Origin of the sequence: Methylobacterium sp. WL1 (assembly GCF_008000895.1) — a bacterium.
GTDB lineage: Bacteria > Pseudomonadota > Alphaproteobacteria > Rhizobiales > Beijerinckiaceae > Methylobacterium.
Map to the genome: position 1 here is coordinate 3556622 of NZ_CP042823.1, position 21022 is coordinate 3577643.

The window sequence follows — 21022 nt, forward strand, 5'->3', positions numbered from 1 at the left end:
TAACGCAAAAGCGTGAGGAATTCGAGATGGTCCGCGCAAGCGGCGGGTAAGCCTTCCTTAACCGCGCCGTCGGACCGTCCGGACCAAGCTCCGCAACCTCAAGATCCTGTGCCCAAGGACGATCCATGCGACGCACGGCCGTTGGTACCTTCGTCATCGCCGCCGCCCTGGCCACGGCCGGCCTGGCGCAGGGCGCGTTCGCCGGCAGCGACGGCGAGACGCCCGCCAAGGTGCCGGCCCATGTCGAGAAGACCTTCTTGATCCCGTCGAGCGACGGCTACGGCGTCGGCGATTGCCTGACGACCCCCGGCAGCGAGTGCGGCCAGGTGGTCGCCAACGCGTGGTGCGAAGCGCAGGGCTATGCCGCCGCCAACACGTTCGGGATCGCGGCCGCCGACGAATATACCGGCGCCATCGAGCAGCCGATCTCAACGCCGACCGAGCGCCCGATCCGCATCACCTGCCGGGACTGAACGGCGCCCCGGCAGGCCGTCGTCAGCCTTTGACGAACTCCGAGCATTTCGGCGCGGGCTCCGTGCCCCAGGGCGCCAGCGGCACCGCGGAGGTCGAGTTCTTCGGCGAACCCTGCACGACCTTGTCGGAATAAACCATGTAGATCAGCGTGTTGCGCTGGGCATCACAGCCGCGCACGATCTGCATCGACTTGAAGATCAGCGAACGCCGCTCGCTGAACACGACCTCGCCTTGGCTCAGCTTGCCCTTGAAGGCGATCGGCCCGGTCTGGCGGCAGGCCAGCGAGATGTCGGAGACGTCCTCGGCGAGGCCGAGCGTCCCCTTGATGCCGCCCTTCTCCGGCTGCGTGTACCAGCAGGCGACCCCCGACACGGCCGGGTCGTCGATGCCGTAGACCACGAGCTTGTCGTTGGGCGTCAGCGGCCGCCAGACCGTGGATTTGGAGAAGATCCGGTCCGGTTCCTGAGCCGAGGCCGGCCCCGCCGCGGAGAGGCCGAGGGCAACCAACCCAACATAGGTGAGACTCCGAAACCACATCACGGATCAATTCCCTGCCCAAGCTTGCCACCCGGATGTAGGAGGGCTGTCGTCGCCTGACGAGGGGGCGTACAGTCAAGCTGCTTCGGTCCCGAGGCCGGGGCAGACAGCGCCCAACCGAGGGGACCACGGCATTCCCGATCACGCGATGCAGCCGATGCTTGACCGCCCGATCGTCCGTTCGCTCGGCCGCCTCATCTTGAGCGCGGCGCTGGCATGCGGATTGTCCCTCAGCCTCGACACAGCCCGGGCGCAGGATGCGCAGGCCGGTCCGCCCGCATTCAGCGAGCCGCGGCCCGGCGCACCGCAGCTGCCGTCGCCCGCCTGCCGGCGCTACCGGGCCGAGCTCGCCTCCGTCCAGACCGGTGCCAGCACGACCCGGGCGCTCAACGACGAGATCGGGCGGCTGGAAGCCTATTTCCGCGGGCTGAACTGCGAGGGCGGCAAGTTCCTGTTCTTCGACACGCGCCCGCCTCAGTGCGGCGCCGTCGAGCAGCGCATCCGCGCGCTCAAGGCCACCTATGGCGGCGCGGTGTTCGACGACAGCGGCGCCCGCAAGCGCGAGCTGCAGGGCCTGGTCGCCGCCAACTGTCCGGCCCGGGAAACCTATGCGGCCAGCGGCGAGAGCTACGCCAAGGGCGGCCCGCAGATGGTCTGCGTGCGCACCTGCGACGGCGGCTTCTTCCCGATGCGCAACCTGCCCGAGGGGCGCGGCGGCGCGGACGAGATGTGCCAGGCGCTCTGCCCCGGCACCGAGGCGCAGGCCTACTCCATGCCGTACGGCGACGAGGCGCTGAAGCACGCCGCCTCGGTGAAGGGCAGCCGCGCCTATGCGAGCCTCGCCAACGCGTTCAAGTTCCGCAAGGAATTCGTCCCGAACTGCTCCTGCAAACCTCAGACCCAGACCTGGGCGCAGTCCCTGGTGAAGGCCGAGAGCATGCTGGTGCGGCACAAGGGCGACATCTTCGTCACGCCCATGCAGGCCGAGGCCCTGTCGCGTCCCAAGGTGCGCCTGACCCTGGTCGGCCGGGCCGACCGGACTGCGGCCGAACTCGCCGCCGACGCGGCCGGCCGGGCCGGGGTCGAAATGGGCGCCGGGGCGGCGGGCGGCAAGGCCGCCGCGGCTCAGCCGAGTGTCGCCAAGCCCGACCACGTGGCGGTGCGGATCATCGCCCCGGACATGATCGCGGTGCCCCAGCGCCTCACGCCCTGACGGAGTCTTGAGCGGCCGGGGCGGAACCATACGCCGCGCATCGGGTTCGGGTCGGCTCGATCCGATACGAGGTTCCGATGCGGCTGCTGCGACTGATCCTCCTCACCGGCACGGTGCTCCCGGGCCTGACCCTGACGCAGCCCGCGGGCGCATCCCCGAGCCCGATGCTCCTGGCCCAAGGTGGCCCAGCCGAGCGCGGCCCGGACGAGCGCGGCCCGCGCGGCGGCGGCGAACCGCCTCATGGCGGTCCGCGGCCCGAGCGTCCGCCGCAGGAGCGTCCGGCCCCGCCGCCCGGCCCGCCGCCCGCCGCGCGCGAGCACCCCGAGCCGCGTCCTGAACGCGCTCCACCGCCGCGCGAGCGTCCCGAGCCGCCGGCCCAGCGGCAGCCCCAGGCCGAGCCGCCCCGCGGGAGCGTGCCCCGAGCAGCGGCCCGCGCCCCGGCCACCCGCGCAGGAGCGGCAGCCGGATCGCCAGCCTGACGGCCGGGACCGAGTGGCACCCGAGCGTCCGGCGCCGGACCAGCGGCGCGCACCCGATCGCCCCGGGCCGGACCGCGGCAATCCCGACCGGCCGCCCGCGCAGCGCGATCCGTCGCCCGCGCAGAGGGGGATCCCGAGCGTCCGGTGCAGCCGCAGCGCGGGTCCGATCAGGACCGCCGCACACGGGATCAGGATCGTCCGGCGCCGGACGCGACGGAGCAATCGCAGCGCGGCCCGGATCGCAATCGCCGTGGCCCGGATCAGGACCGCGTCACCCTGGCGGCGCGCCGGACGCGCCTGCGCAGCGCCGCGAGGCCGCTCCCGACCGCGAGGCCCCGACCCAGCGTCCTGGCGGGCCCGGCGCGTCACCGCCGCCGCCCAACGCTGCGCCCGGCGTGCCGGGACGTCCGGTCCAGCGCCCGGATGCACAGCCCGGCGCCGAGCCCGGACGCCCTGCGCCACCCAATATGGCGCCCGGCTTACCCGGACGTCCGGTGCAGCGCCTCGATGCCCAGCAGCCCGGTGCCCAGCCGCAGCCCGGCGCGGAGCCGGGGCGCCCGGTGCCGCCAACATGGCGCCGGGGGTACCCGGCCGTCCCGTGCAGCCCCCGGACAGGCGCCGGATGCGCCTGTCCCGCCCCGCCCCCGGTGCGCAACGGGGCCAGCCGCCCGCTGGCGGTCCGGCGGCGCGCGGCGTGTTCAACGCGCCGGGCCAGCCCGGCTACGTCCCCGGCGGCTTCCGTGCGGACGACGACGTGCGCGACTACGACCAGGTCCGGCGCGACCGGCGGGAATTCAGCGAGGGCGGTCGCACCTATTACCGGGAGCCCGGCCGCATCATCGTCCGCGACCGCGACGGCTACCTGATCCGCCACGACGAGAACGAGCGGTTCCGGGACATCGACCCACGCGGCTTCCGCTCCGAGCGGCGCGGTGCCGACTTCTACAGCTTCATCGACCGGCCGGGCGGCGAGCAGATCGTCACCGTCACGGACGATGACGGGCGGATGCTGCGCCGCTATCGCCGCTTCCGCGACGGCCGCGAGGTGGTGATCATCGACAACAGCTACGCCGGCCCGCCGCGCCCGATCTACGACGACGTGGTCGTGCTGCCGCCCCCCGACATCCGCATCCCCCGCGACCGCTACGTGGTGGAGTACGAGCAGGCGGACGAGGGTGCGGTCTACGAGGCGCTGACGGCCCCGCCTGTGGTCGCCGTGGACCGGCGCTACACCCTGGACCAGGTCCGCTACAGCCCGGATCTGCGCGCGCGGATGCGCTCGGTCGACATCGACACGATCACCTTCGACACGGCTTCGTTCACGGTGACGCCGGACCAGGCGGCCCGGCTGTCGGTGATCGCCGCGGCGATCAACCGAGCGATCCGCGCCAACCCGCAGGAGGTCTTCTTGATCGAGGGTTACACCGACGCGGTGGGGTCCGACATCGACAACCTGTCCCTGTCGGACCGCCGGGCGCAGTCGGTGGCGACGGTGCTGACCCAGCAGTTCCAGGTTCCGCCGGAGAACCTGACCACACAGGGCTACGGCGAGCAGTACCTGAAGGTGAACACGCAGAACGCGGCCCGGGAGAACCGTCGCGTCACGGTCCGGCGGATCACGCCGCTGCTACAGCAGGGAACGCCGCAGGGCGCGCCACCGCCACGCTGAGCGGACTGACGACACTGACCGCGGCGGGCCGGAGCAATGCGTCCGCCGCGGTTGACGTCATGGCTCATGCGTCCCACCACCGGGCGAAGGTGGCGGCGCGGGACGGTTCATGGAGAGCGACGACGACGGGCGGCTGATCCGGTCGGGTACGCCAGTGTTCCGCCGCACCGCGCTGGCGCTGGCGGCGGCCGGGTTCTCGACCTTCGCGGTGCTCTACGCGGTGCAGCCGCTGCTGCCGATCTTTTCGGATGCGTTCGGCGTCTCGCCGGCCGAGAGCAGCCTCGCCTTGTCGCTGCCCTGCGGGCTGCTGGCGGTGGCGCTTCTGGTGGTGAGCCCGCTCTCGGAGATCTGGGGCCGCAAGCCGGTGATGCTCGCCTCCCTATTCGCCTCCGCAGTGCTGACCATCGTGGCCGCCCTGATCCCGGGCTGGCATGGGTTCCTGATCCTGCGGGCGCTGTCCGGCTTGACCGCGAGCGGCCTGCCCGCGGTGGCGATGGCCTATCTCGCCGAGGAGATGGACACGCAGGCGATCGGCCTGTCGATGGGGCTCCTGGTCGGCGGCAACGCGCTGGGGGGCATGTCCGGCCGGCTGATCAGCGGCGTGATGGCCGACCACATGAACTGGCGGATCGGGCTCGCCACGATCGGCGGCCTGGCCCTCGTCGCGGCGCTGGCTTTCTGGCGCTGGCTGCCGCCGGCCCGCAACTTCGTGCCGCGCCGGATGGCCTGGCGCGACGTGCCGGGCTCCTTCGGCCACCATTTCCGCGATGCCGGGCTGCCGTGGCTGTTCGCAGAGGCGTTCCTGCTGATGGGCGGCTTCGTCTGCATCTACAATTACATCGGCTTCCGCCTGCTCGATCCGCCGTTCTCCCTGAGCCAGACGGTGATCGGCCTGATCTTCTCCGTCTACGTCGCCGGCATGGTCAGCAGCCCGGTCACGGGCGAGCTGGCGAGCCGGTTCGGCCGGCGGCGGGTGCTATGGCTCGCCACCGGGGTCGGGCTGGCCGGGATCCTGATGACGCAGGCGGACAACCTGCTGGTGATCGTCGCCGGGATCGTCGTCGTGACGATCGGCTTCTTCGGCGCGCATTCGGTGGCGAGCAGCTGGGTCGGCCGGCGGGCGCTCCGCGACCGGGCCCAGGCCTCCTCGATCTACCTGTGCCTGTACTACCTGGGGTCGTCGGTGCTCGGCACTGCGGGCGGCTGGTTCTTCGCGCATTCCGGCTGGACCGGCGTGGTGCTGTTCGTGGGCACCCTCTACGGTCTGGCCCTCGCCATCGCGATTCGGCTCTCGCGCCTGGCGCCGCTGCCGAGCTGAGGAACCCGTGATGAGCACGCGCACCCATTCCGGCCACGTCGTCGATCAGTTCGGCGCCCAAGCCTCGGCCTACGTGACGAGCGCGGTCCACGCCGGCGGCGCCGACCTGGACCGGATCGGCGCTCTGGTTCGCGGGCTGCCGGGCGCGGGCGTGCTCGATCTCGGCTGCGGCGGCGGCCACGTGGCGTTCGCGGCGGCGGCGGCGGGGGCTTCGGTCACGGCCTACGATCTCTCCTCCGAGATGCTGGCGGCGGTCACCGCCGAGGCCGAGCGGCGCGGCCTCGACCGGATCGCGACCCGCCAGGGCGCCGCCGAGGCGCTGCCTTTCCCGGACGCCGCCTTCGACGCGGTGCTGACCCGCTACAGCGCCCACCATTGGCGCGACGTTCCGGCCGCCCTGGCGGAGGCGCGCCGGGTGCTGAAGCCGGACGGCCTGTTCGTGGTCTGCGATATCGTCGCGCCGGAGGAGCCCCTGCTCGACACCCACCTCCAGGCGGTGGAGTTGCTGCGCGATCCCTCTCATGTGCGCGACTACCGGGTCTCGGAATGGCGCGCGATGCTGGAGGCGGCCGGCCTCGTCCTGGGCGACACGCGAGCCTACCGGCCGCGGATGGACTTCGCGAGCTGGATCGCCCGGATGCGCACGCCGGAGGTCAACGTCGCGGCGATCCGCGCCCTCCAGGGCTCGGCACCCGTCGAGGTCACAGAGCACTTCTGCATCGAGGGCGACGGCAGTTTTCTGCTGGATTCCGCGCTGATCGAGGCGCGCCCGCGCTGAGGTTTCTTCCGAACTTCGGATCCCGGTCGGAAGGCGGCTCCGGAAGTGGGACCTCCCCATCCCGCCCCTCATCCTGAGGTCGCGGGGTCGGCAAGGCGGATCGGACACGACCTGATTTGCACCCGGAGGCTTGGCCGTTGAACGGTCCGGGCCTCGCACCCATGTTGGACATCCGTGTCATCAGAGGAAGCCCGGCCCGCGCTGCGGGATCGCGGCTCTGCAAGCCCGCCTGCTCGAGCTCGTCACCGTCGTCCTGCTGATCGCGCTGAACGGCGTCTTCGCTCTCTCCGAGCTGGCGGTGGTCTCATCGCGCAAGAGCCGTCTGCGCGCCTATGCGGATGCCCGCCGGCCGGGGGCGAAGGCGGCCCTGGCGCTGGCCGAGGAGCCGGGACGCTTCCTCTCCACAGTCCAGATCTGCATCACGCTGATCGGCATCCTGTCGGGCGTCGTCTCGGGCGCGGCGCTGGGCGACCGCCTGGCGCTGACGCTGATCGACCTCGGCCTGCCGAAGGGCTGGGCCGACACGCTGGGCTACACCCTGGTGATCGGGGTGATCACCTACCTGTCGGTGATCATCGGCGAGCTGGTCCCGAAGCATCTTGCCTTGCGCAACCCCGAGGGGATCGCCTGCGCGGTGGCGCCCGGCATGCGGCTCGTCGCCCGGGCGGCCCTGCCGGCGGTGTGGCTGCTCGACGCCTCGACCCGGGCGGTGTTCCGCCTGATCGGCCAGGAAACCGAGAGCGCGAGCGCCGTCACCGAGGAGGAGATCCGCAGCCTCGTGGCCGAGGCCGAGACGGCCGGCGTCATCGAGGGCGGCGAGCGCGCGATGATCTCCGGCGTGCTCCGGCTCGGCGACCGGCTGGTGCGCGGCGTCATGACCCCGCGCACCGAGGTCGTGTGGCTCGACCTTTCGGACGATCCCGAGGCCATCCGAGCACGCCTGCTGGCGAGCCCCCATGCCCGCCTGCCGGTGGCCGATGGCGGCCCGGACGCCATGATCGGCGTCGTGCAGGTCCGCGACCTGATCGGCCCGCTCTCCCGCGGCGAGCCCCTGGACCTGCGGGGGCATGTCCGCCGGGCCCCGGTGCTGCCCGATACCCTGGACGCGCTCGATGCCCTGGACGCCCTGCGCAAGGGCACCGTGCCGATGGCGCTGGTCCACGACGAGTACGGCCATTTCGACGGGCTCGTGACCCCCGCCGACATCCTCGATGCCATCGCGGGCGCGTTCCACTCCGAATCCGTGGAGCCGGACGCAGTGCGCCGCCCGGACGGGTCCTGGCTGATCGCCGGGTCGATGCCGGCCGACGAGATGGCCGACCAGCTCGGCCTGCGCCTGCCACCCTCGCGCGACTACGCCACGGCCGCCGGCCTCGTCATCGCGGCGTTCCAGCGCCTGCCGGAGACCGGCGAGACCTGCGACATCGCCGGCTGGCGCTTCGAGGTGGTGGATCTCGACGGCCGCCGCGTGGACAAGCTGCTGGCGACGCGGCTCGAAGAGCCGGAGGCGGAGTAGGCGCTAGGCCGCCTCGCCCGCGAGCCGCCGCGCCGCCCGGTCTCGGCCGATCAGCGGCAGCAGCCCGGCGAGGTCCGGCCCATGCTCCAAGCCGGTGAGCGCGAGGCGCAGCGGCATGAACAGCCCCCGCCCCTTCGTGCCGGTGCGGCTGCGGATCTCGGTGGTCCAGGCCTTCCAGGTCTCAGGCCCGAACGGCTCAGCCGGCAGGGTCTCGCGGGCCGCCGCGATCACGGCCTCCTCTGTCAGGACCGGATCGATCGGGCCGGTCACCACGCGCCACCAGTCGCCCGCCTCCGAGACACGGCCGAGATTGGGCTGCACCGCCCGCCAGAACGGCTCCGCGGTCTCGGCAGGGATGCCGAGGGCGGTGAGGCGCGGGGCAACCTCGGCGTACGGCATGGCATGGACGAGCCGGGCGTTGAGCCCGTCGAGCTCGGTGGGGTCGAACCGGGCCGGCGCCCGGGAGATCTCGCCGAGATCGACGAGGCTCGCCAGCGTGTCGAGGTCGGGTACCGCCCGCACGGATTCGGCCGAGCCGGTCAGCACCGCCAGCGAGCGCACGGCCGCCGGCTCGTAGCCGGCCTCGCGCAGACCGCGCAGCGACAGGTGGCCGAGCCGCTTCGACAGCCCCTCCCCGTCCGCGGTGGTGAGCAGGTTGTGGTGGCCGAAGACCGGCACGTCCGCGCCGAGCGCCTCGAAGATCTGCACCTGCACGCCGGTGTTGGTGACGTGGTCCTCGCCGCGGATCACGTGGGTGATGCCGAGGTCGGCATCGTCCACCACGGAGGGCAGCGTGTAGAGATAGCTGCCGTCGGCGCGGATCAGCACCGGGTCGGACAGCGACGCGCAATCCACATGCGCCGGCCCGCGCACGAGATCGTCCCACGTCACGGTCCGGGCCTCCAGCAGGAAGCGCCAATGCGGCCGGCGGCCCTCCGCCTCCAGGGCGGCGCGGTCCTCCGCGGTGAGCTGCAGCGCCGCCCGGTCGTAGATCGGCGGCTGACCACGGCCGAGCTGACGCTTGCGCCGACGCTCGAGCTCCTCCTGCGTCTCGTAGCAGGGATAGAGCCGCCCCGCCGCGCGCAAGGTGTCGGCGGCGGCATCGTGCTGGGCCTTGCGGTCGCTCTGGCGGGCGAACAGGTCCCAGGTGATGCCGAGCCAGGCGAGATCCTCCTGGATCGCCTCGGCGAACGTTTCGGTCGAGCGCTCGGCGTCGGTGTCGTCGAGGCGCAGCAGGAAGCGCCCGCCCGCCTTGCGCGCGAACAGCGCGTTGAGCAAAGCCGGGCGGGCGTTGCCGATATGCAGGTAGCCGGTGGGCGAGGGAGCGAAGCGGACGAGCGTCATGATCCGCTCTGTAGCCGATCTGCGGACGGTTTTGCGCGTCCCTTCGCGCATGGGTGACGCGAACCGCCCGTACCCTCGCCTTCGGCCCGCTACCCAGCCCCGGCAAAACCCGTCAGAACGCCACGCTTGGCGCTGAGCAGGATGAGCGGGATGGACGAGACGGCCGATATCGTGGTGGTCGGCGGCGGGATGGTCGGGCTCGCCTGCGCCATCGCGCTCAAGGATCGCGGCCTCGACGTGGTTCTGTGCGACCCCGGCGAGGCCCGGGCCCGGACCTCCTACGGCAATGCCGGCGTGGTCAGCCGCGGCTCGATCCTGCCGATGTCGAGCCCGGCCCTGTGGGGCAAGCTCCCGGCCTACCTGCGCAACGCCGACCGGGGCCTGCGCCTGCGCTACGCGCACCTGCCGCGGATCCTCCCCTACACGGCGCACTTCCTGGCGAGCGCGCGGGCCTCGCGCTGGCGCCGGGCCGCCGCCGCCCTGCTGCCGCTCACGAGCGCGGCCTACCTGGCCCATGAACGGCTGGCCGCAAGGGCCGGCACCAGCGAGCGGCTGCAGCGGACCGGCTGGCTCAAGGCCTACCGCACCGAAGCCGCCTTCAAGGCCGCCGCCCTGGAGCGGGAGATCCTGTCCGGGCACGGGGTGGCGTTCGACCTCCTCGACACGGCGGGGATCCGCGATCTGGAGCCTGCTCTGGTGCGCCCCTACGCGCGGGCCATGCTGCTGACGGAGACCGGGTCTGTGCGCGAGCCCGGCCGCCTGATCGAGGCCTGCGAGGCGCTGTTCGCCGGCCTGGGCGGAAGGCGGCTGCGCGGCAGCGTCGAAAGCCTGTCGCCGGAGGCCGAGGGCTGGCGCGTCGTCCACGAGACCGGCGCGGTACGGTCCAAGCAGGTGGTGCTGGCGGCGGGCGCCGCCTCCGGGTCGATCGCGAGAAGCCTGGGCTACCGCTTCGCCGTCGCGGCCGAGCGCGGCTACCATCGTCACTACGCCCTGCACCCGGACAGCCCGCCCCTGACCCGCCCCGTGCTCGACACGGGTGCGGGCTCGATCCTGTCGCCGATGGGCGATCACCGGGTGCGAGTGCTGTCGGGGGTCGAACTCAACGCCCGCGACGCCGCCCCGGACCACACCCAGATCGAGGCGGCCTCCCGCGAGGCGGGGGAGACCCTGCGTCTCGGCGGCCCCCTCGACAACGAGCCCTGGCTCGGCTCGCGCCCGTCCACCCCGGACGGTATGCCGGTGATCGGCTTGGCGCCACGCCACAAGGGCCTGCTGTTCGCGTTCGGCCACGGCCATATCGGCCTGTCCACTGGGCCGATCACCGGCGAGATCGTGTCCGACCTCGCCACCGGCCGGACCCCCGCGGTCCCGGTCGCGCCCTTCGCGCCCCAGCGCCTGCTGGGCTGGCCGCGCCTGCTGTGACGCTCAGCGCCAGTCGTAGGGATCGTATGGCTCCAGGGCCGCCCGGATCTGCCGCAGGGCCGCCGGCTGCCGCTGGAGATCGGCCTCCCGGGCGAGCGCGCGCAGGAACGCCCGCGGGCCGTGTTCCAGGTCCCGGGCCAAGCCGTCGAAGCGCTCAGCCGGCTCGACATGGGGCGGGTTGACGGTGACGAGGTAGTCGAGGCCGCAGGTCGGCGGATCGGTCCCGAGCCGGTAGCAGATCTGCACCCGGGCGAAGGGCTCGCCGGGGCGGCGCACGACCCGGTAGCCGCCGCGCGTGAAGGCGCCCCCGGTGGCTCGCTCGGCATAGGCCAGGATCCGGTCCACCGTCGCCAGGCTGTCCGTCTGCCGCGAGCGCACGAGGTCGATCGCGGCCCGTTCCGTGGGCAGGAACGGCTGCGCATCGACGCCGGAGGCGGCCGATGCGACCAGCACTGCGAGGGCGAGACGTCTCACGGCTTCCTCATGCAGACGGCGACCGGCTCGGCATCCTTGGCGGCCTTGGCGGTCATGTCGAGGCAGCCGACCGTGGCGATGCCGTCGGTGACGGTCACGGACGGCACCACCGCCATGCCCCGGCAATAGGCGCCGATCAGCGCCTCGTCGCGGTGGCAGGCGACGTCGAGGCGCACCAGCGCGTTCATCGGCGGTCCGGCGGGCCCGGCGGCGCCCTCGGTGCCACGATCCCCTGCGGGGCCGCGCGCGCCCGTGGCGCCGTTCAGCCCCGGCGGGCCCTGTGGACCCGGCGGGCCCTGGTCGCCCTTCGGCCCGGCGGACCGGCCGGCCCTGGCTTCGGGCGTCGCCGCAGCCGGCGAGCGCGAGGACCGCGATCAGCCCGGCGAGGCGCGCGGCTGTCCTGGGAAATGTCATGCGGTTCTCCGGGCGGGCGCGCCGCCGACGAAGTGGCGCCGGACAGCCCGGAATCAATGGCGGCGCTCTCCTGGGCAGCCAGACACCTGAGACGCCGCGCCCCCGCCTTTTAATGCAACCTTCAGTAGAATATCCGCTTCCGCTGTGATCTGCTTGGTCGCATTAAGCTTTTCGCAAACGATTAGTTACACATCAAGACAAGCGCTGGTCTTCAGGCGGCAGTTTGAGTCCATGTTTCCGCCAGTACAAATAGTCCCTGAAACGAAACCTACCTCAGGTTGCCTCCCGAACCGTTTTTTGCGGGATGCGGGCGGGGCGGCCGCGGTGGAGTTCGCGTTGGTGGCCCTGCCGTTCCTGGCGCTGGTCGGCGCCGTCTTCCAGATCGCCTTCCAGATCTGGGCCACCCAGAACTTCGACCGCGCCCTGCAGAACGCGGTCCGGACGATCTTCACCGGGCAATTCCAGGCCGCCAATGCCGGGCAGACCGACGCCGCCACCCTGCTGGGCTCGCTGAAGACGACGATGTGCGGCACCGGTGCCGGCACCATCCCGACGGTCTTCAACTGCCAGAACGTCAAGCTTGACGTCGCCACCGCCAGTACGCTCGGCGGCGCCAGCGCGGCGACGCCGATCAATGCCGCGACGGGCACGTGGAACACCAGCTTCGGCACGAACTACGCCTGCGCCAAGCCGGGCACGATCGTGATCGTGACCGCGGCGGTGCAGTTCCCGACCCTGTTCAACCTGATGGGTCTCGGCACCCGACAGTTCACCACCGGCGCCGGGGCCGGGTCCAGCCTGCTGACCTCGACGGCGGTGTTCCGCACGGAGCCCTATCAGATCACCGGGACGAGTCCGTGCTGAGGTCTCTCGCACGCAAGGCGGCCGCGCTGCGGCGGGACCGGCGCGCCAGCGCGCTGGTGGAATTCGCCGTGATCCTGCCGGTGCTGCTGTCGATCTGGGCCGGCATGACCGAGATCGCCCACGCCATCGACGAGTGGCGCAAGCTGACCCTGCTCGCCCGCACCGTGGCCGACCTCACCGCCCAGGGCGACACGCAGAACCCGATCGGCACGCCGCTGATGACCGACATCGTCGCCTCCGCCGCCAAGGTGATGCGCCCGTTCGACACCAGCACCGTCCAGATCGTCGTCAGCGCGATGGGTGTCGATCTCAAGCGACTGAACCTGGTCCCGCAGGTCTGCTCCAGCGTCGCCAACGCCAACGCCAAGCCCCGGGCCACCGGCACCGCCACCGACCTGCTCGTGCCCGCGGGCTACCAGACCACCGGCATGCGCTACGTGCTGGCCGAGGTCAGCATCAGCTACACGCCGATGATCGGCTCGGCCCTCGTCAAGCTGGTCAAGGGCGTCGGCAACGCGATCACCCTCTCGGCGTCGGTCCCGTGGCCGACCCGCGGCGGCACGACCTACGGCTCGAACACCTACACCGAGGTCATCCTACCGGGCACCACCCAGAAGGCATGCGATGCCCCGTTACTCTGATCGCGCCAGCCGGCCAGGGTGGTTCGGCTTCGCGCGAGGCCGCGGCGGCAACGTCGCGATCCTGTTCGCTTTCCTCAGCGTGCCGATGCTGATGTTCACCGGCGCGGCGATCGATTACGGCTTCGCGACCCGGCTCGAGACCAAGCTGCAGGCCGCGACCGACGCCACGGCGCTGCTCCTGTGCCAGACGCCGCTCACCACGACGAACGCCGACCTCAACCTCAAGGCCCAGGCGGCGATGACCGGCGCCATGGGGGTGGCCAACCTCGTGGTCGATCCTCTCACGATCACCAGCAACCCGCGCCAGATCACCCTGACCGCCCACAAGCTCTCGACGGTGTTCTTCGGCAAGGTCACTGGGACGAACCGCATCAACCCAAGCGCCACCGCCCAATGCGCGACGCCGCTGCCCAAGACCTTCGAGATCGCGCTGGTCCTCGACAACACCGGCTCGATGTCCGCGTCGAGCGGCGGCCAGTCCAAGCTGCAGGCGGTGCAGAGCGCAGCCACCGACTTCGTCAACTACGTCTACACCAACGCGGCCTTCTCCAGCGCGACGCGGATCTCGATCGTGCCGTTCGCCGGGGCCGTGGCGGTCGATCCGACCGCCTTCCGGTACGCATCCTGGATCGACCAGACCGGGCAGTCCAGCTACCACTGGACCAACGTTCTCCAGCCTGCCGGATCGAACTTCAAGAGCCGGTTCGATATCTTCGCCAAGCTTCAGGGCGTCTATTCCGGCTGGGGTTGGGGCGGCTGCCTGGAAACCCTGCCCTACCCGCTCAACGTCCAGGACGGCGCGCCGACCATCGGTAACAAGGATTCCTACTTCGTGCCGCTGTTCGCCCCCGATGAGCCGGGCGATTCCAGCACGACCTTCGCTGCATATTCAGTAAACAGGTACACGACCTATTACAGCTTTAACAGCTACATCGATGACGACAACGGCAGCTGCCCGCCGCTCGCGAGTGGAACGTCTTTCAACACTGCCGAAGGCCAGGCGTGCAAATACGTCAAACCTCAGAATGCTGCGCCGACGTCGCTGAATACCAAGACGGGCATCCCCAGTGGGCCGAACTTCGGGTGCACGACCCAGCCGCTCCTACGGCTCACGAGCAACACCAGCGCGCTCAAGACGCTGATCGGCCAGATGGCGCCGCTGGGTGCGACCAACATCCACGAGGGCTTCATGTGGGGCTGGCGGACGCTTTCCCCGAAGAGCGTCTTCGCGGACACGAACCCGCCCGCCGCCTACGCGTCGAGTTCCAACAGCTCGAACGCGACGACGATCAACAAGATCATCATCCTGATGACCGACGGCGAGAACAGCTGGACGACCAATTCGAGCGCGCCCAACGGGTCGCTCTACTTCGCCGTCGGCTATTTCCAGAACGCCAATGGCACCAACCCGAACAGCCGGTTGCCCGCCACCAACCAGAACGTCTCGGACGCCGCCGGCGCCCGCAACGCGCTGGACGCCCTCACCGCGGAAGCCTGCAAGAACGCGAAGGCGGTCAACATCTCGATCTATACGATCGGCTTCAGCATCCCCTCCGATCCGATCGACGCCGCGGGACAGACGCTCCTGAAAAATTGCGCCACGAATCCGGGCCAGTTCTACCTGGCCAACACGTCGGACGACCTGATCAAGGCGTTCCAGCAGATCCGGGCGAGCATCGGCGCGCTGCGGCTGACGCAGTAAGTTCGGGATCCGAACCGCCCGCTCAATCGTCCCGATAGACCTTCTCGCGGCGCTCGTGCCGCTCCTGGGCTTCGAGCGACAGGGTCGCGATCGGCCGGGCATCGAGGCGGCGGAGCGAGATCGGCTCGCCGGTCTCCTCGCAGAAGCCGTAGGACCCATCCTCGAGGCGGGCGAGCGCCGCGTCGATCTTGCCGGTGAGCTTGCGCTGGCGGTCGCGCGCCCGCAGCTCGATCGCACGGTCGGTCTCCGAGGAGGCGCGGTCGGCGAGATCGGGGTGGTTCTCGTTCTCGCTCTGCAGCGCGACGAGCGTATCCTGCGCCTCACGCAGGATGTCGCTCTTCCAGCTCAGGAGCTTGCGCCGGAAGTACTCGCGCTGCCGGTCGTTCATGAAGGGCTCGTCGTCGGACGGGACGTAGCCGTCCTCCAGCGTCACCTTCGCCATGCGTCACCCTCGCTGGATCGTAACCGCCCACCAGGGGATGGCCGGTGTGCGGCGATAACGTGAGGTGCCGTATAGTCGAGGTGCTTAATCGCGACAACGCGCAGCGTCGCAGGGCTTGGATGTTGTCTCGAATGCGTGGCCCCCTGCGGCAAACAAGCCACGGTCTAGAGCGTCCAGTTCAAAGCTGGTCGCCGGCATTTCAAAAAAGGTGATGGAAAATCAAGGGCCGAGCGCATCACCCTGTTCCGGTATCCGGGACGGGACGGCCGGGCTTAGTCCGCCGAAAACGTCCGCAGGTGAACGATTGCGGCGGCGATCTCGTCCGTCAACGCTCGGGCGAGCGGCAGCCGATAGTGAGTTTGATCGAAAAACAGATCCGGATCGCCGGCGTCCGGGCGCCCGGCACGTCCATCGATGACCGTATTCAGCGGATGAACGGCAAGCGCCGATCGGACTTCGGCGCGGCACGCCGCCTCGGCGACAGCCCGGGGGCTCCCGGCCGGCGGCTCGGCGCGGGCGTAGACCGGCGGAAACACCACCACCACGGCGGTCCTGGGCGGGATCCGCGCGAGTTCGGCCCGCAACCGGTCGGCCACCGGGAACGGACCGCCATGATGCGGCTCCGTCTCGGGGCCGACCGGCCGCTCCAGCGCCGCCTTCTTGGCCGGATCACGGCCGAACCCCTGGCTCAGGTAGTTCGACTCGTAATCCCACCAGCCGTCGGACGCGGCCTGCTTGTGGCGCGGGTTCAGGAGCCAGCCGAGGCGGTTGATCGTCTCCTGGGCGGCGGTGAAGCGCAGCAGGCCCTTGAGATACGTCTGCCAGTCGCCGACCAGCCAGTACGGGAAGCCGTGCTCGCTCGGGAATGACGGGTCGTCGGAGCACCAGAACGCATCGGCCGACAGCACGATCGCCTCGGGCCTGGCGTGGTGCTTCAGATACCAGCCCAGCAGCGCGAACTGCTCGGACGGCCCAGTGGCCGGCACCGACAGCTGCACGAACGGGATACCGGTGAGCCGGGTCAGCGATGCCGGCTCGATCAATTGGATGTGGGAATTGCCGATCACCGCGCCCGCATAGGCCGGGTCGCGGCCACGCACAGCCGAGGCGGTGCGCGGCCCCTGCGGACGGACGGCGCCGCGGGACAGCAGCGTCGAGCGGCCGGTATCGTAGGGATCAACCAGCACCGCCAGCCCGAGATAGGCCGCAAACAGCCCGGCCATCGCCAGCAGCACGGTGCGGACGAAAGCGCGCCAGGCCCGATCCTGTGGGGGGTGAGCGAGCGCCATCCTCAGAACTGGAAGTAGATGAACTCGTAGTTCGCATCGTCCCCGATCTTCAGGAGGACGACGACGAACAGGAGCGCGAAGCCGAAGGCCAGGATGCGCCTGGGCGGCAGGCGATGCACCGCCGCCCAGGCGGTCGGGCCCACCGTGGCGACCAGGGCCGCCACCGCGATGGTGCGCCACTTGAAGCCCGAGCCGTGGGGCGCGAGGCCGAACAGGCCCTTGAAGATCGCGAGCGCCGCCTCGAAGCTCGTCGCCCGGAACAGCACCCAGGTCAGCATCACGAACAGGCTGGTCAGCAGCCAACCCAGCGGCGCCGGCACGCTCAGGCGCGTCCGGCGGGCCAGGACCCCGGCGCCGAGGCCGAGGCCATGCAAGGCGCCCCAGGCCAGGAAGGTCAGTCCCGCCCCGTGCCAGAGGCCGCCCAGCGTCATGGTGGCGGCCAGCGCCCCGACCTGGCGCGGCAGGCCGCGCCGGTTTCCGCCCAGGGGGATGTAGAGGTAGTCGCGCAGGAACCGCGACAGGGTCATGTGCCAGCGGCGCCAGAAGTCGCGCAGCGAGGTGGCGCGATAGGGCGCATCGAAATTCTGCGGCAGGACCAGCCCGAACAGCAGCGCGATGCCGAGCGCCATGTCGGTGTAGCCGGAGAAGTCGAAATAGATCTGGAAGGTGAAGCCCAGCGTCGCCTGCCACGCCTCCGCGACGGTGACGACCTTGCCGGCAGCCGCCGCCTGGAACACGGGGTTCACGTAAGCCGCGAGGGGATCACCCAGGAACACCTTCTTGGCGAGCCCGACCGTGAGCAGCATCAGCCCGCGCGCGAAGCGCTCGGCGGCGTCTGGCCGCGCGTAGGGCCGCTCGTCGAACTGGTGCATGATCTCGCTCCAGCGCACGAGCGGGCCGGCGAGAACCTGCGGAAAGAACGCGATGTAGAGGGCGTATCTGGTCAGCCCGAAGGCCGGCGCCCGGCCGGCCCGCAGGTCGGCGAGATACATGATGTGGTGGAAGGTGAAGAACGAGATGCCGAGCGGCAGGGCCAGCCCGAGCCGTGGCGCCTCCAGACCCGGGATCAGGTTGGCGAGGTCGGCGAAGAAGTCGAGGTACTTGAACACCCCGAGCACCGCCAGGTTGGCCGCGATGGCGGCCGGGACCAGCCAGGGCCCGGGCCGGCGCCGATAGACCCACGCCACGCACCAGTTCGCCAGGATCGAGCCGGCGAGCAGCGGCACGAACCGGACATCCCACCACCCGTAGAACACGAACGACAGGAGCACGAGCAGCGGCAGCCGCCAGGCCGGCGCCGCACGCTCCACCAGCGCGTGCAGGATCAGCGCGGCCGGCAGGAAGGCGAGGAGGAAGACGAAGGAGTTGAACAGCATCGGGCGGGGCGGCGCGGAGGGGATGGATGGGCCGCCGGTCACTCCGGGCGCGAGGCGCCCGCCTTGTCGGGGATCGCGGCGGGCCCGTCAATCGCCGACGCTCACCCCGCCCGCCGCCCCGCCTCGATGGTCAGGCCGAGGCCAACTGAGCCGAACGTGTCGCCCTCTACCACCCGGGCCGCGGGCAGCGCGGCGGTGAGCGCGGTGCGCAGGTGCGGCAGCCCCGTGGAGCCGCCGGTGAGGAACAGCGCGTCGATCCGCTCCGGCCCGAGCTCGGCCTGGGCGAGGCAGCGGGCGATCCGGGCGGCGACCGCCCGGGCGAGGTCGCCGGTCTGCGTCGAGAGGGTGTCGCGGCTCACCACAGCCGTAAGACCGTGCTCGACCAGGCCGAGGTCGAGATCGGTCGTCCCGGCCTCGGAGGCGACGATCTTCGCCCCCTCGACGGCGCCCGCCAGGGCGTGGCCGCGCTCGCCCTCGACGGCCGCGCGCAGTCGGGCGACGAGGTCCGGCTTCGCGCAATCGCGGATCACCTCGTCGATCTCGCGCAGGGTCTTCGCATTGTAGAGGCGGTTGATCGCCGACCAGGTGGCAAGGTCGTGGAAATAGGCGTTCGGCACCGCGAGGTCGCCGCGCCGCATCGGGCTGCCGAGCCCCATCAGGGGCATCACGGTGCCGAGGCTGAGCTGCCGGTCGAAATCGGTGCCGCCGATGCGCACGCCGTCATTGGCCAGGATGTCGCCGGCCCGGTCCGGGCGGCCCCGCCGCTCCGGCGACAGCCGCACGATGGAAAAGTCCGACGTGCCGCCGCCGATATCGGCGATCAGCGCGATCTCCTCCGAGCGGACCTGCCGCTCGTAGTCGAGCGCCGCGGCGATCGGCTCGTACTGGAACGAGACCTCGCGGAAGCCGACGTCCCGGGCGATGTCGCGCAGCGTGTCCTCGGCCCGCCGGTCGGCTTCCGGGTCGCCATCGACGAAATGCACCGGCCGACCGTGGACCACGGTGTCGAGGTTTTGCCCGCAGGCCGCCTCGGCACGCGCCTTCACGGCCGAAAGGTAGCGGGCGATCACGTCGCGCAGGCGCAGGCGCTCGCGGCCGACCGGGGTCGCCTCGTCCATCAGCGGCGTGCCGAGGACGGATTTCAGCCCGCGCATCAGCCGGCCGGCATGGCCGTCGACGTAGGCCGCGGTGGCGGCCCGGCCGATCAGCGGCGCCTCGCCCGGTTCGAAGAAGATCGCGCTGGGGATGGTCCGGTGCGCGCCCTCGAGCGGCAGCAGGGCCGGTCCCGCCGCCGCGAGATGCCCCAGGGTGGTGTTCGACGTGCCGAAATCGAGGCCGCAGGCCGCCATCGCGTGAGGGATCCGGTTTTTTTCGAGGGAGGGCGGGCCCTACAGGGCGGCGGCGTCCGGGTCCAGCGCCGCCGCGGCATTGCAGCCGCGCGGCAGCACTGCGGGAAGCGTGGACAGCGCGTCCGGGGGGCACCCGGATCCGGTTCCGGCATGCTATGGAGCGCCATGCGTTCCGATATCGATCTCGGCCTGACCGGCGAGCGCCCGGCGCTCCTCGACCTCACCGAACTGCTGGCCACGCGGCTCCTGGTCCAGGGCAACTCGGGCTCCGGCAAGTCGCACCTGCTCCGGCGCCTGCTGGAGCAGAGCGCGGGCCTCGTGCAGCAGGCGGTGATCGACCCGGAGGGCGACTTCGCCAGCCTCGCCGATCGCTACGGCCACGTCGTGGTGGAAGCCGATGGCGACGACGTCGCGCTCCAGCGCATCGCCGCCCGGGTGCGCACGCACCGGGTGTCGGTGGTGTTGTCGCTCGAGAACCTCGACGCCGAGGGCCAGATGCGCGCCGCCGCGGCGTTCCTGGGCGGCCTGTTCGACGCCGACCGGGACCATTGGTACCCGATGCTGGTGGCGGTGGACGAGGCGCAGCTCTTCGCCCCGGCCGCGGCCGGCGAGGTCTCGGACGAGGCCCGGCGCCTTTCGCTCGGCGCCATGACCAACCTGATGTGCCGCGGCCGCAAGCGCGGGCTCGCGGGCGTGATCGCCACGCAGCGCCTCGCCAAGCTCGCCAAGAACGTGGCGGCCGAGGCCTCCAACTTCCTGATGGGCCGGACCTTCCTGGACATCGACATGGCTCGCGCCGCCGACCTGCTCGGGCTGGAGCGCCGCCAAGCCGAGACGTTCCGCGACCTGCCGCGCGGACATTTCGTGGCGTTGGGGCCGGCCCTGTCGCGACGGCCGCTCACCATCGCGGTGGGTCCGACCCTGACGGTGAGCCGGTCGTCCTCGCCGGTGCTCGTCCCCCTCCCCGACCCGACCGAGGATGCGCGGGCGCTGATCCTCACGGCGAGCCCAGCCGACAGCCTGGCGCCGCCGATGCCGCGCCCGAAGCCGCGCCCGGTGGCGGCCCCGGACGTCCTGGTCCAGCTCGCGAGCTACCGCCCGCCGGCCCCGCCGGAGGAGCCCGAAGAGGAGCCGATGGACCCGGAGGCGCGGGAGGCCGCGCTCGCCGAGGTCCTGGCCTCGGTGCTGGCCGATGCGGATGCCGCCGCCTGCACCCCCGCGACGCTCTATCAGGACTTCACCGTCCGCTGCCGCATCCGGCGCCTGCGCGGCGACACGATGGGACTGCCGGAGTTCAAGCGCCGGCTCGCCGTGGCCCGGGCCGAGGCGGGCGGCGCGGTCGCCGACAACTCCACCTGGGAGCGGGCCCAAGCGATTGCGGCCGGATTGCCGGATGACCTGGCCGGCCTGTTCCTGGTGGTCGCCCGCGCGGCGATCGAGGGCGCGCCCTGCCCCACCGACGCGATGCTGGCCGACGCCTACGGCACCAGCTCGGGCGGCCGTGCCCGGCGGATGCTGGCCTACCTCGAGGAGCGCGGCGCGATCGTCACCCGCAAGGATCTGCGCGGCGCGCCGATCATCGCGGTCCCCGATCTCGCCGTCGAGACCGGCCCGGGCGAGCCCCAGATGCTGCCGACCGGGCCGAAGCGGCGGGCGGGGTAGCGGCGGCGAGCCCTACGGGGTCTCCAAAACTCCCCCCTCATCCTGAGGTGCCGGAGCGA

Annotated in this window: 20 protein-coding genes; 12 read left to right on the plus strand and 8 right to left on the minus strand. The window is 71.4% G+C overall.

Annotated elements, in window-relative coordinates:
- Positions 1-125 precede the first annotated feature (125 nt).
- The gene (locus tag FVA80_RS17255) at positions 126-473 is read left to right on the plus strand and encodes a hypothetical protein (RefSeq protein ID WP_147909977.1); all 348 of its coding nucleotides are present in this window, start codon (positions 126-128) and stop codon (positions 471-473) included.
- 22 nt (positions 474-495) lie between these two features.
- On the opposite strand, the gene FVA80_RS17260 is transcribed toward FVA80_RS17255, so the two are convergent.
- Entirely contained in the window at positions 496-1011 is a 516-nt protein-coding gene (locus FVA80_RS17260; protein ID WP_187193393.1) for a CreA family protein, read from the minus strand.
- A gap of 157 nt (positions 1012-1168) precedes the next feature.
- Here FVA80_RS17260 and FVA80_RS17265 point away from each other — a divergent pair, with 157 nt between their 5' ends.
- The 6 genes from FVA80_RS17265 (at position 1169) to FVA80_RS17285 (ending at position 7984) form a co-directional block, all read left to right on the plus strand.
- Positions 1169-2224 carry a DUF2865 domain-containing protein gene (locus FVA80_RS17265; protein WP_147909979.1) on the plus strand — a complete coding sequence of 352 codons (1056 nt, stop codon included), beginning with the start codon at positions 1169-1171 and terminating at the stop codon, positions 2222-2224.
- A 77-nt stretch (positions 2225-2301) separates the two neighbouring features.
- Positions 2302-2703, plus strand: a complete 402-nt coding sequence (locus FVA80_RS31325; protein ID WP_246691995.1) for a hypothetical protein — start codon at positions 2302-2304, stop codon at positions 2701-2703.
- A gap of 622 nt (positions 2704-3325) precedes the next feature.
- Positions 3326-4372 (plus strand): OmpA family protein, encoded by a 1047-nt coding sequence (locus FVA80_RS31330; RefSeq protein WP_246691996.1) that lies wholly within the window; start codon positions 3326-3328, stop codon positions 4370-4372.
- Between the two features lie 109 nt (positions 4373-4481).
- Positions 4482-5690, plus strand: coding sequence for an MFS transporter (locus FVA80_RS17275; RefSeq protein WP_147910621.1), 1209 nt, complete (start codon positions 4482-4484; stop codon positions 5688-5690).
- Positions 5691-5700: 10 nt separating this feature from the next.
- Positions 5701-6468, plus strand: a complete 768-nt coding sequence (locus FVA80_RS17280; protein WP_147910622.1) for a class I SAM-dependent methyltransferase — start codon at positions 5701-5703, stop codon at positions 6466-6468.
- Between the two features lie 229 nt (positions 6469-6697).
- Positions 6698-7984: a hemolysin family protein gene (locus tag FVA80_RS17285; protein ID WP_147910627.1), complete on the plus strand. Its 1287-nt coding sequence runs from the start codon at positions 6698-6700 to the stop codon at positions 7982-7984.
- A 3-nt stretch (positions 7985-7987) separates the two neighbouring features.
- On the opposite strand, the gene gltX is transcribed toward FVA80_RS17285, so the two are convergent.
- Positions 7988-9328: a glutamate--tRNA ligase gene (gltX, locus tag FVA80_RS17290; RefSeq protein WP_147910623.1), complete on the minus strand. Its 1341-nt coding sequence runs from the start codon at positions 9326-9328 to the stop codon at positions 7988-7990.
- Positions 9329-9478: 150 nt separating this feature from the next.
- Here gltX and FVA80_RS17295 point away from each other — a divergent pair, with 150 nt between their 5' ends.
- Entirely contained in the window at positions 9479-10750 is a 1272-nt protein-coding gene (locus tag FVA80_RS17295; protein WP_147957850.1) for an FAD-binding oxidoreductase, read from the plus strand.
- 3 nt (positions 10751-10753) lie between these two features.
- On the opposite strand, the gene FVA80_RS17300 is transcribed toward FVA80_RS17295, so the two are convergent.
- A complete protein-coding gene (locus FVA80_RS17300) occupies positions 10754-11224 on the minus strand; it encodes a hypothetical protein (RefSeq protein ID WP_147910625.1) in 471 nt (156 codons plus the stop codon).
- Positions 11221-11412 carry a hypothetical protein gene (locus tag FVA80_RS31335; protein ID WP_246691997.1) on the minus strand — a complete coding sequence of 64 codons (192 nt, stop codon included), beginning with the start codon at positions 11410-11412 and terminating at the stop codon, positions 11221-11223. Before FVA80_RS31335 ends, FVA80_RS17300 begins: the two co-directional genes overlap by 4 nt.
- Positions 11413-11935: 523 nt before the next feature.
- Here FVA80_RS31335 and FVA80_RS17310 point away from each other — a divergent pair.
- Genes FVA80_RS17310 through FVA80_RS17320 form a run of 3 tightly spaced genes read left to right on the plus strand, consistent with a single transcriptional unit; the run spans position 11936 to position 14845 of the window.
- Positions 11936-12502, plus strand: coding sequence for a TadE/TadG family type IV pilus assembly protein (locus tag FVA80_RS17310; protein WP_246691998.1), 567 nt, complete (start codon positions 11936-11938; stop codon positions 12500-12502).
- Positions 12496-13143: a TadE/TadG family type IV pilus assembly protein gene (locus tag FVA80_RS17315; RefSeq protein ID WP_147906168.1), complete on the plus strand. Its 648-nt coding sequence runs from the start codon at positions 12496-12498 to the stop codon at positions 13141-13143. The genes FVA80_RS17310 and FVA80_RS17315 overlap by 7 nt, the downstream gene beginning before the upstream one ends.
- The gene (locus FVA80_RS17320; protein WP_147906169.1) at positions 13127-14845 is read left to right on the plus strand and encodes a TadE/TadG family type IV pilus assembly protein; all 1719 of its coding nucleotides are present in this window, start codon (positions 13127-13129) and stop codon (positions 14843-14845) included. Before FVA80_RS17315 ends, FVA80_RS17320 begins: the two co-directional genes overlap by 17 nt.
- Before the next feature lie 22 nt (positions 14846-14867).
- Here FVA80_RS17320 and dksA read toward each other — a convergent pair whose 3' ends face one another.
- The 4 genes from dksA to FVA80_RS17340 form a co-directional block, all read right to left on the minus strand.
- The gene (gene dksA, locus FVA80_RS17325) at positions 14868-15287 is read right to left on the minus strand and encodes an RNA polymerase-binding protein DksA (protein WP_050733124.1); all 420 of its coding nucleotides are present in this window, start codon (positions 15285-15287) and stop codon (positions 14868-14870) included.
- Between the two features lie 272 nt (positions 15288-15559).
- Positions 15560-16576, minus strand: coding sequence for a hypothetical protein (locus FVA80_RS17330; RefSeq protein WP_147906170.1), 1017 nt, complete (start codon positions 16574-16576; stop codon positions 15560-15562).
- Between the two features lie 2 nt (positions 16577-16578).
- Entirely contained in the window at positions 16579-17952 is a 1374-nt protein-coding gene (locus FVA80_RS17335; protein WP_147906171.1) for an MBOAT family O-acyltransferase, read from the minus strand.
- Positions 17953-18053: 101 nt separating this feature from the next.
- Positions 18054-19301 carry an Hsp70 family protein gene (locus FVA80_RS17340; protein ID WP_147906172.1) on the minus strand — a complete coding sequence of 416 codons (1248 nt, stop codon included), beginning with the start codon at positions 19299-19301 and terminating at the stop codon, positions 18054-18056.
- A 165-nt stretch (positions 19302-19466) separates the two neighbouring features.
- Here FVA80_RS17340 and FVA80_RS17345 point away from each other — a divergent pair, with 165 nt between their 5' ends.
- Positions 19467-20963, plus strand: coding sequence for an ATP-binding protein (locus FVA80_RS17345; protein WP_147857184.1), 1497 nt, complete (start codon positions 19467-19469; stop codon positions 20961-20963).
- Positions 20964-21022 lie beyond the last annotated feature (59 nt).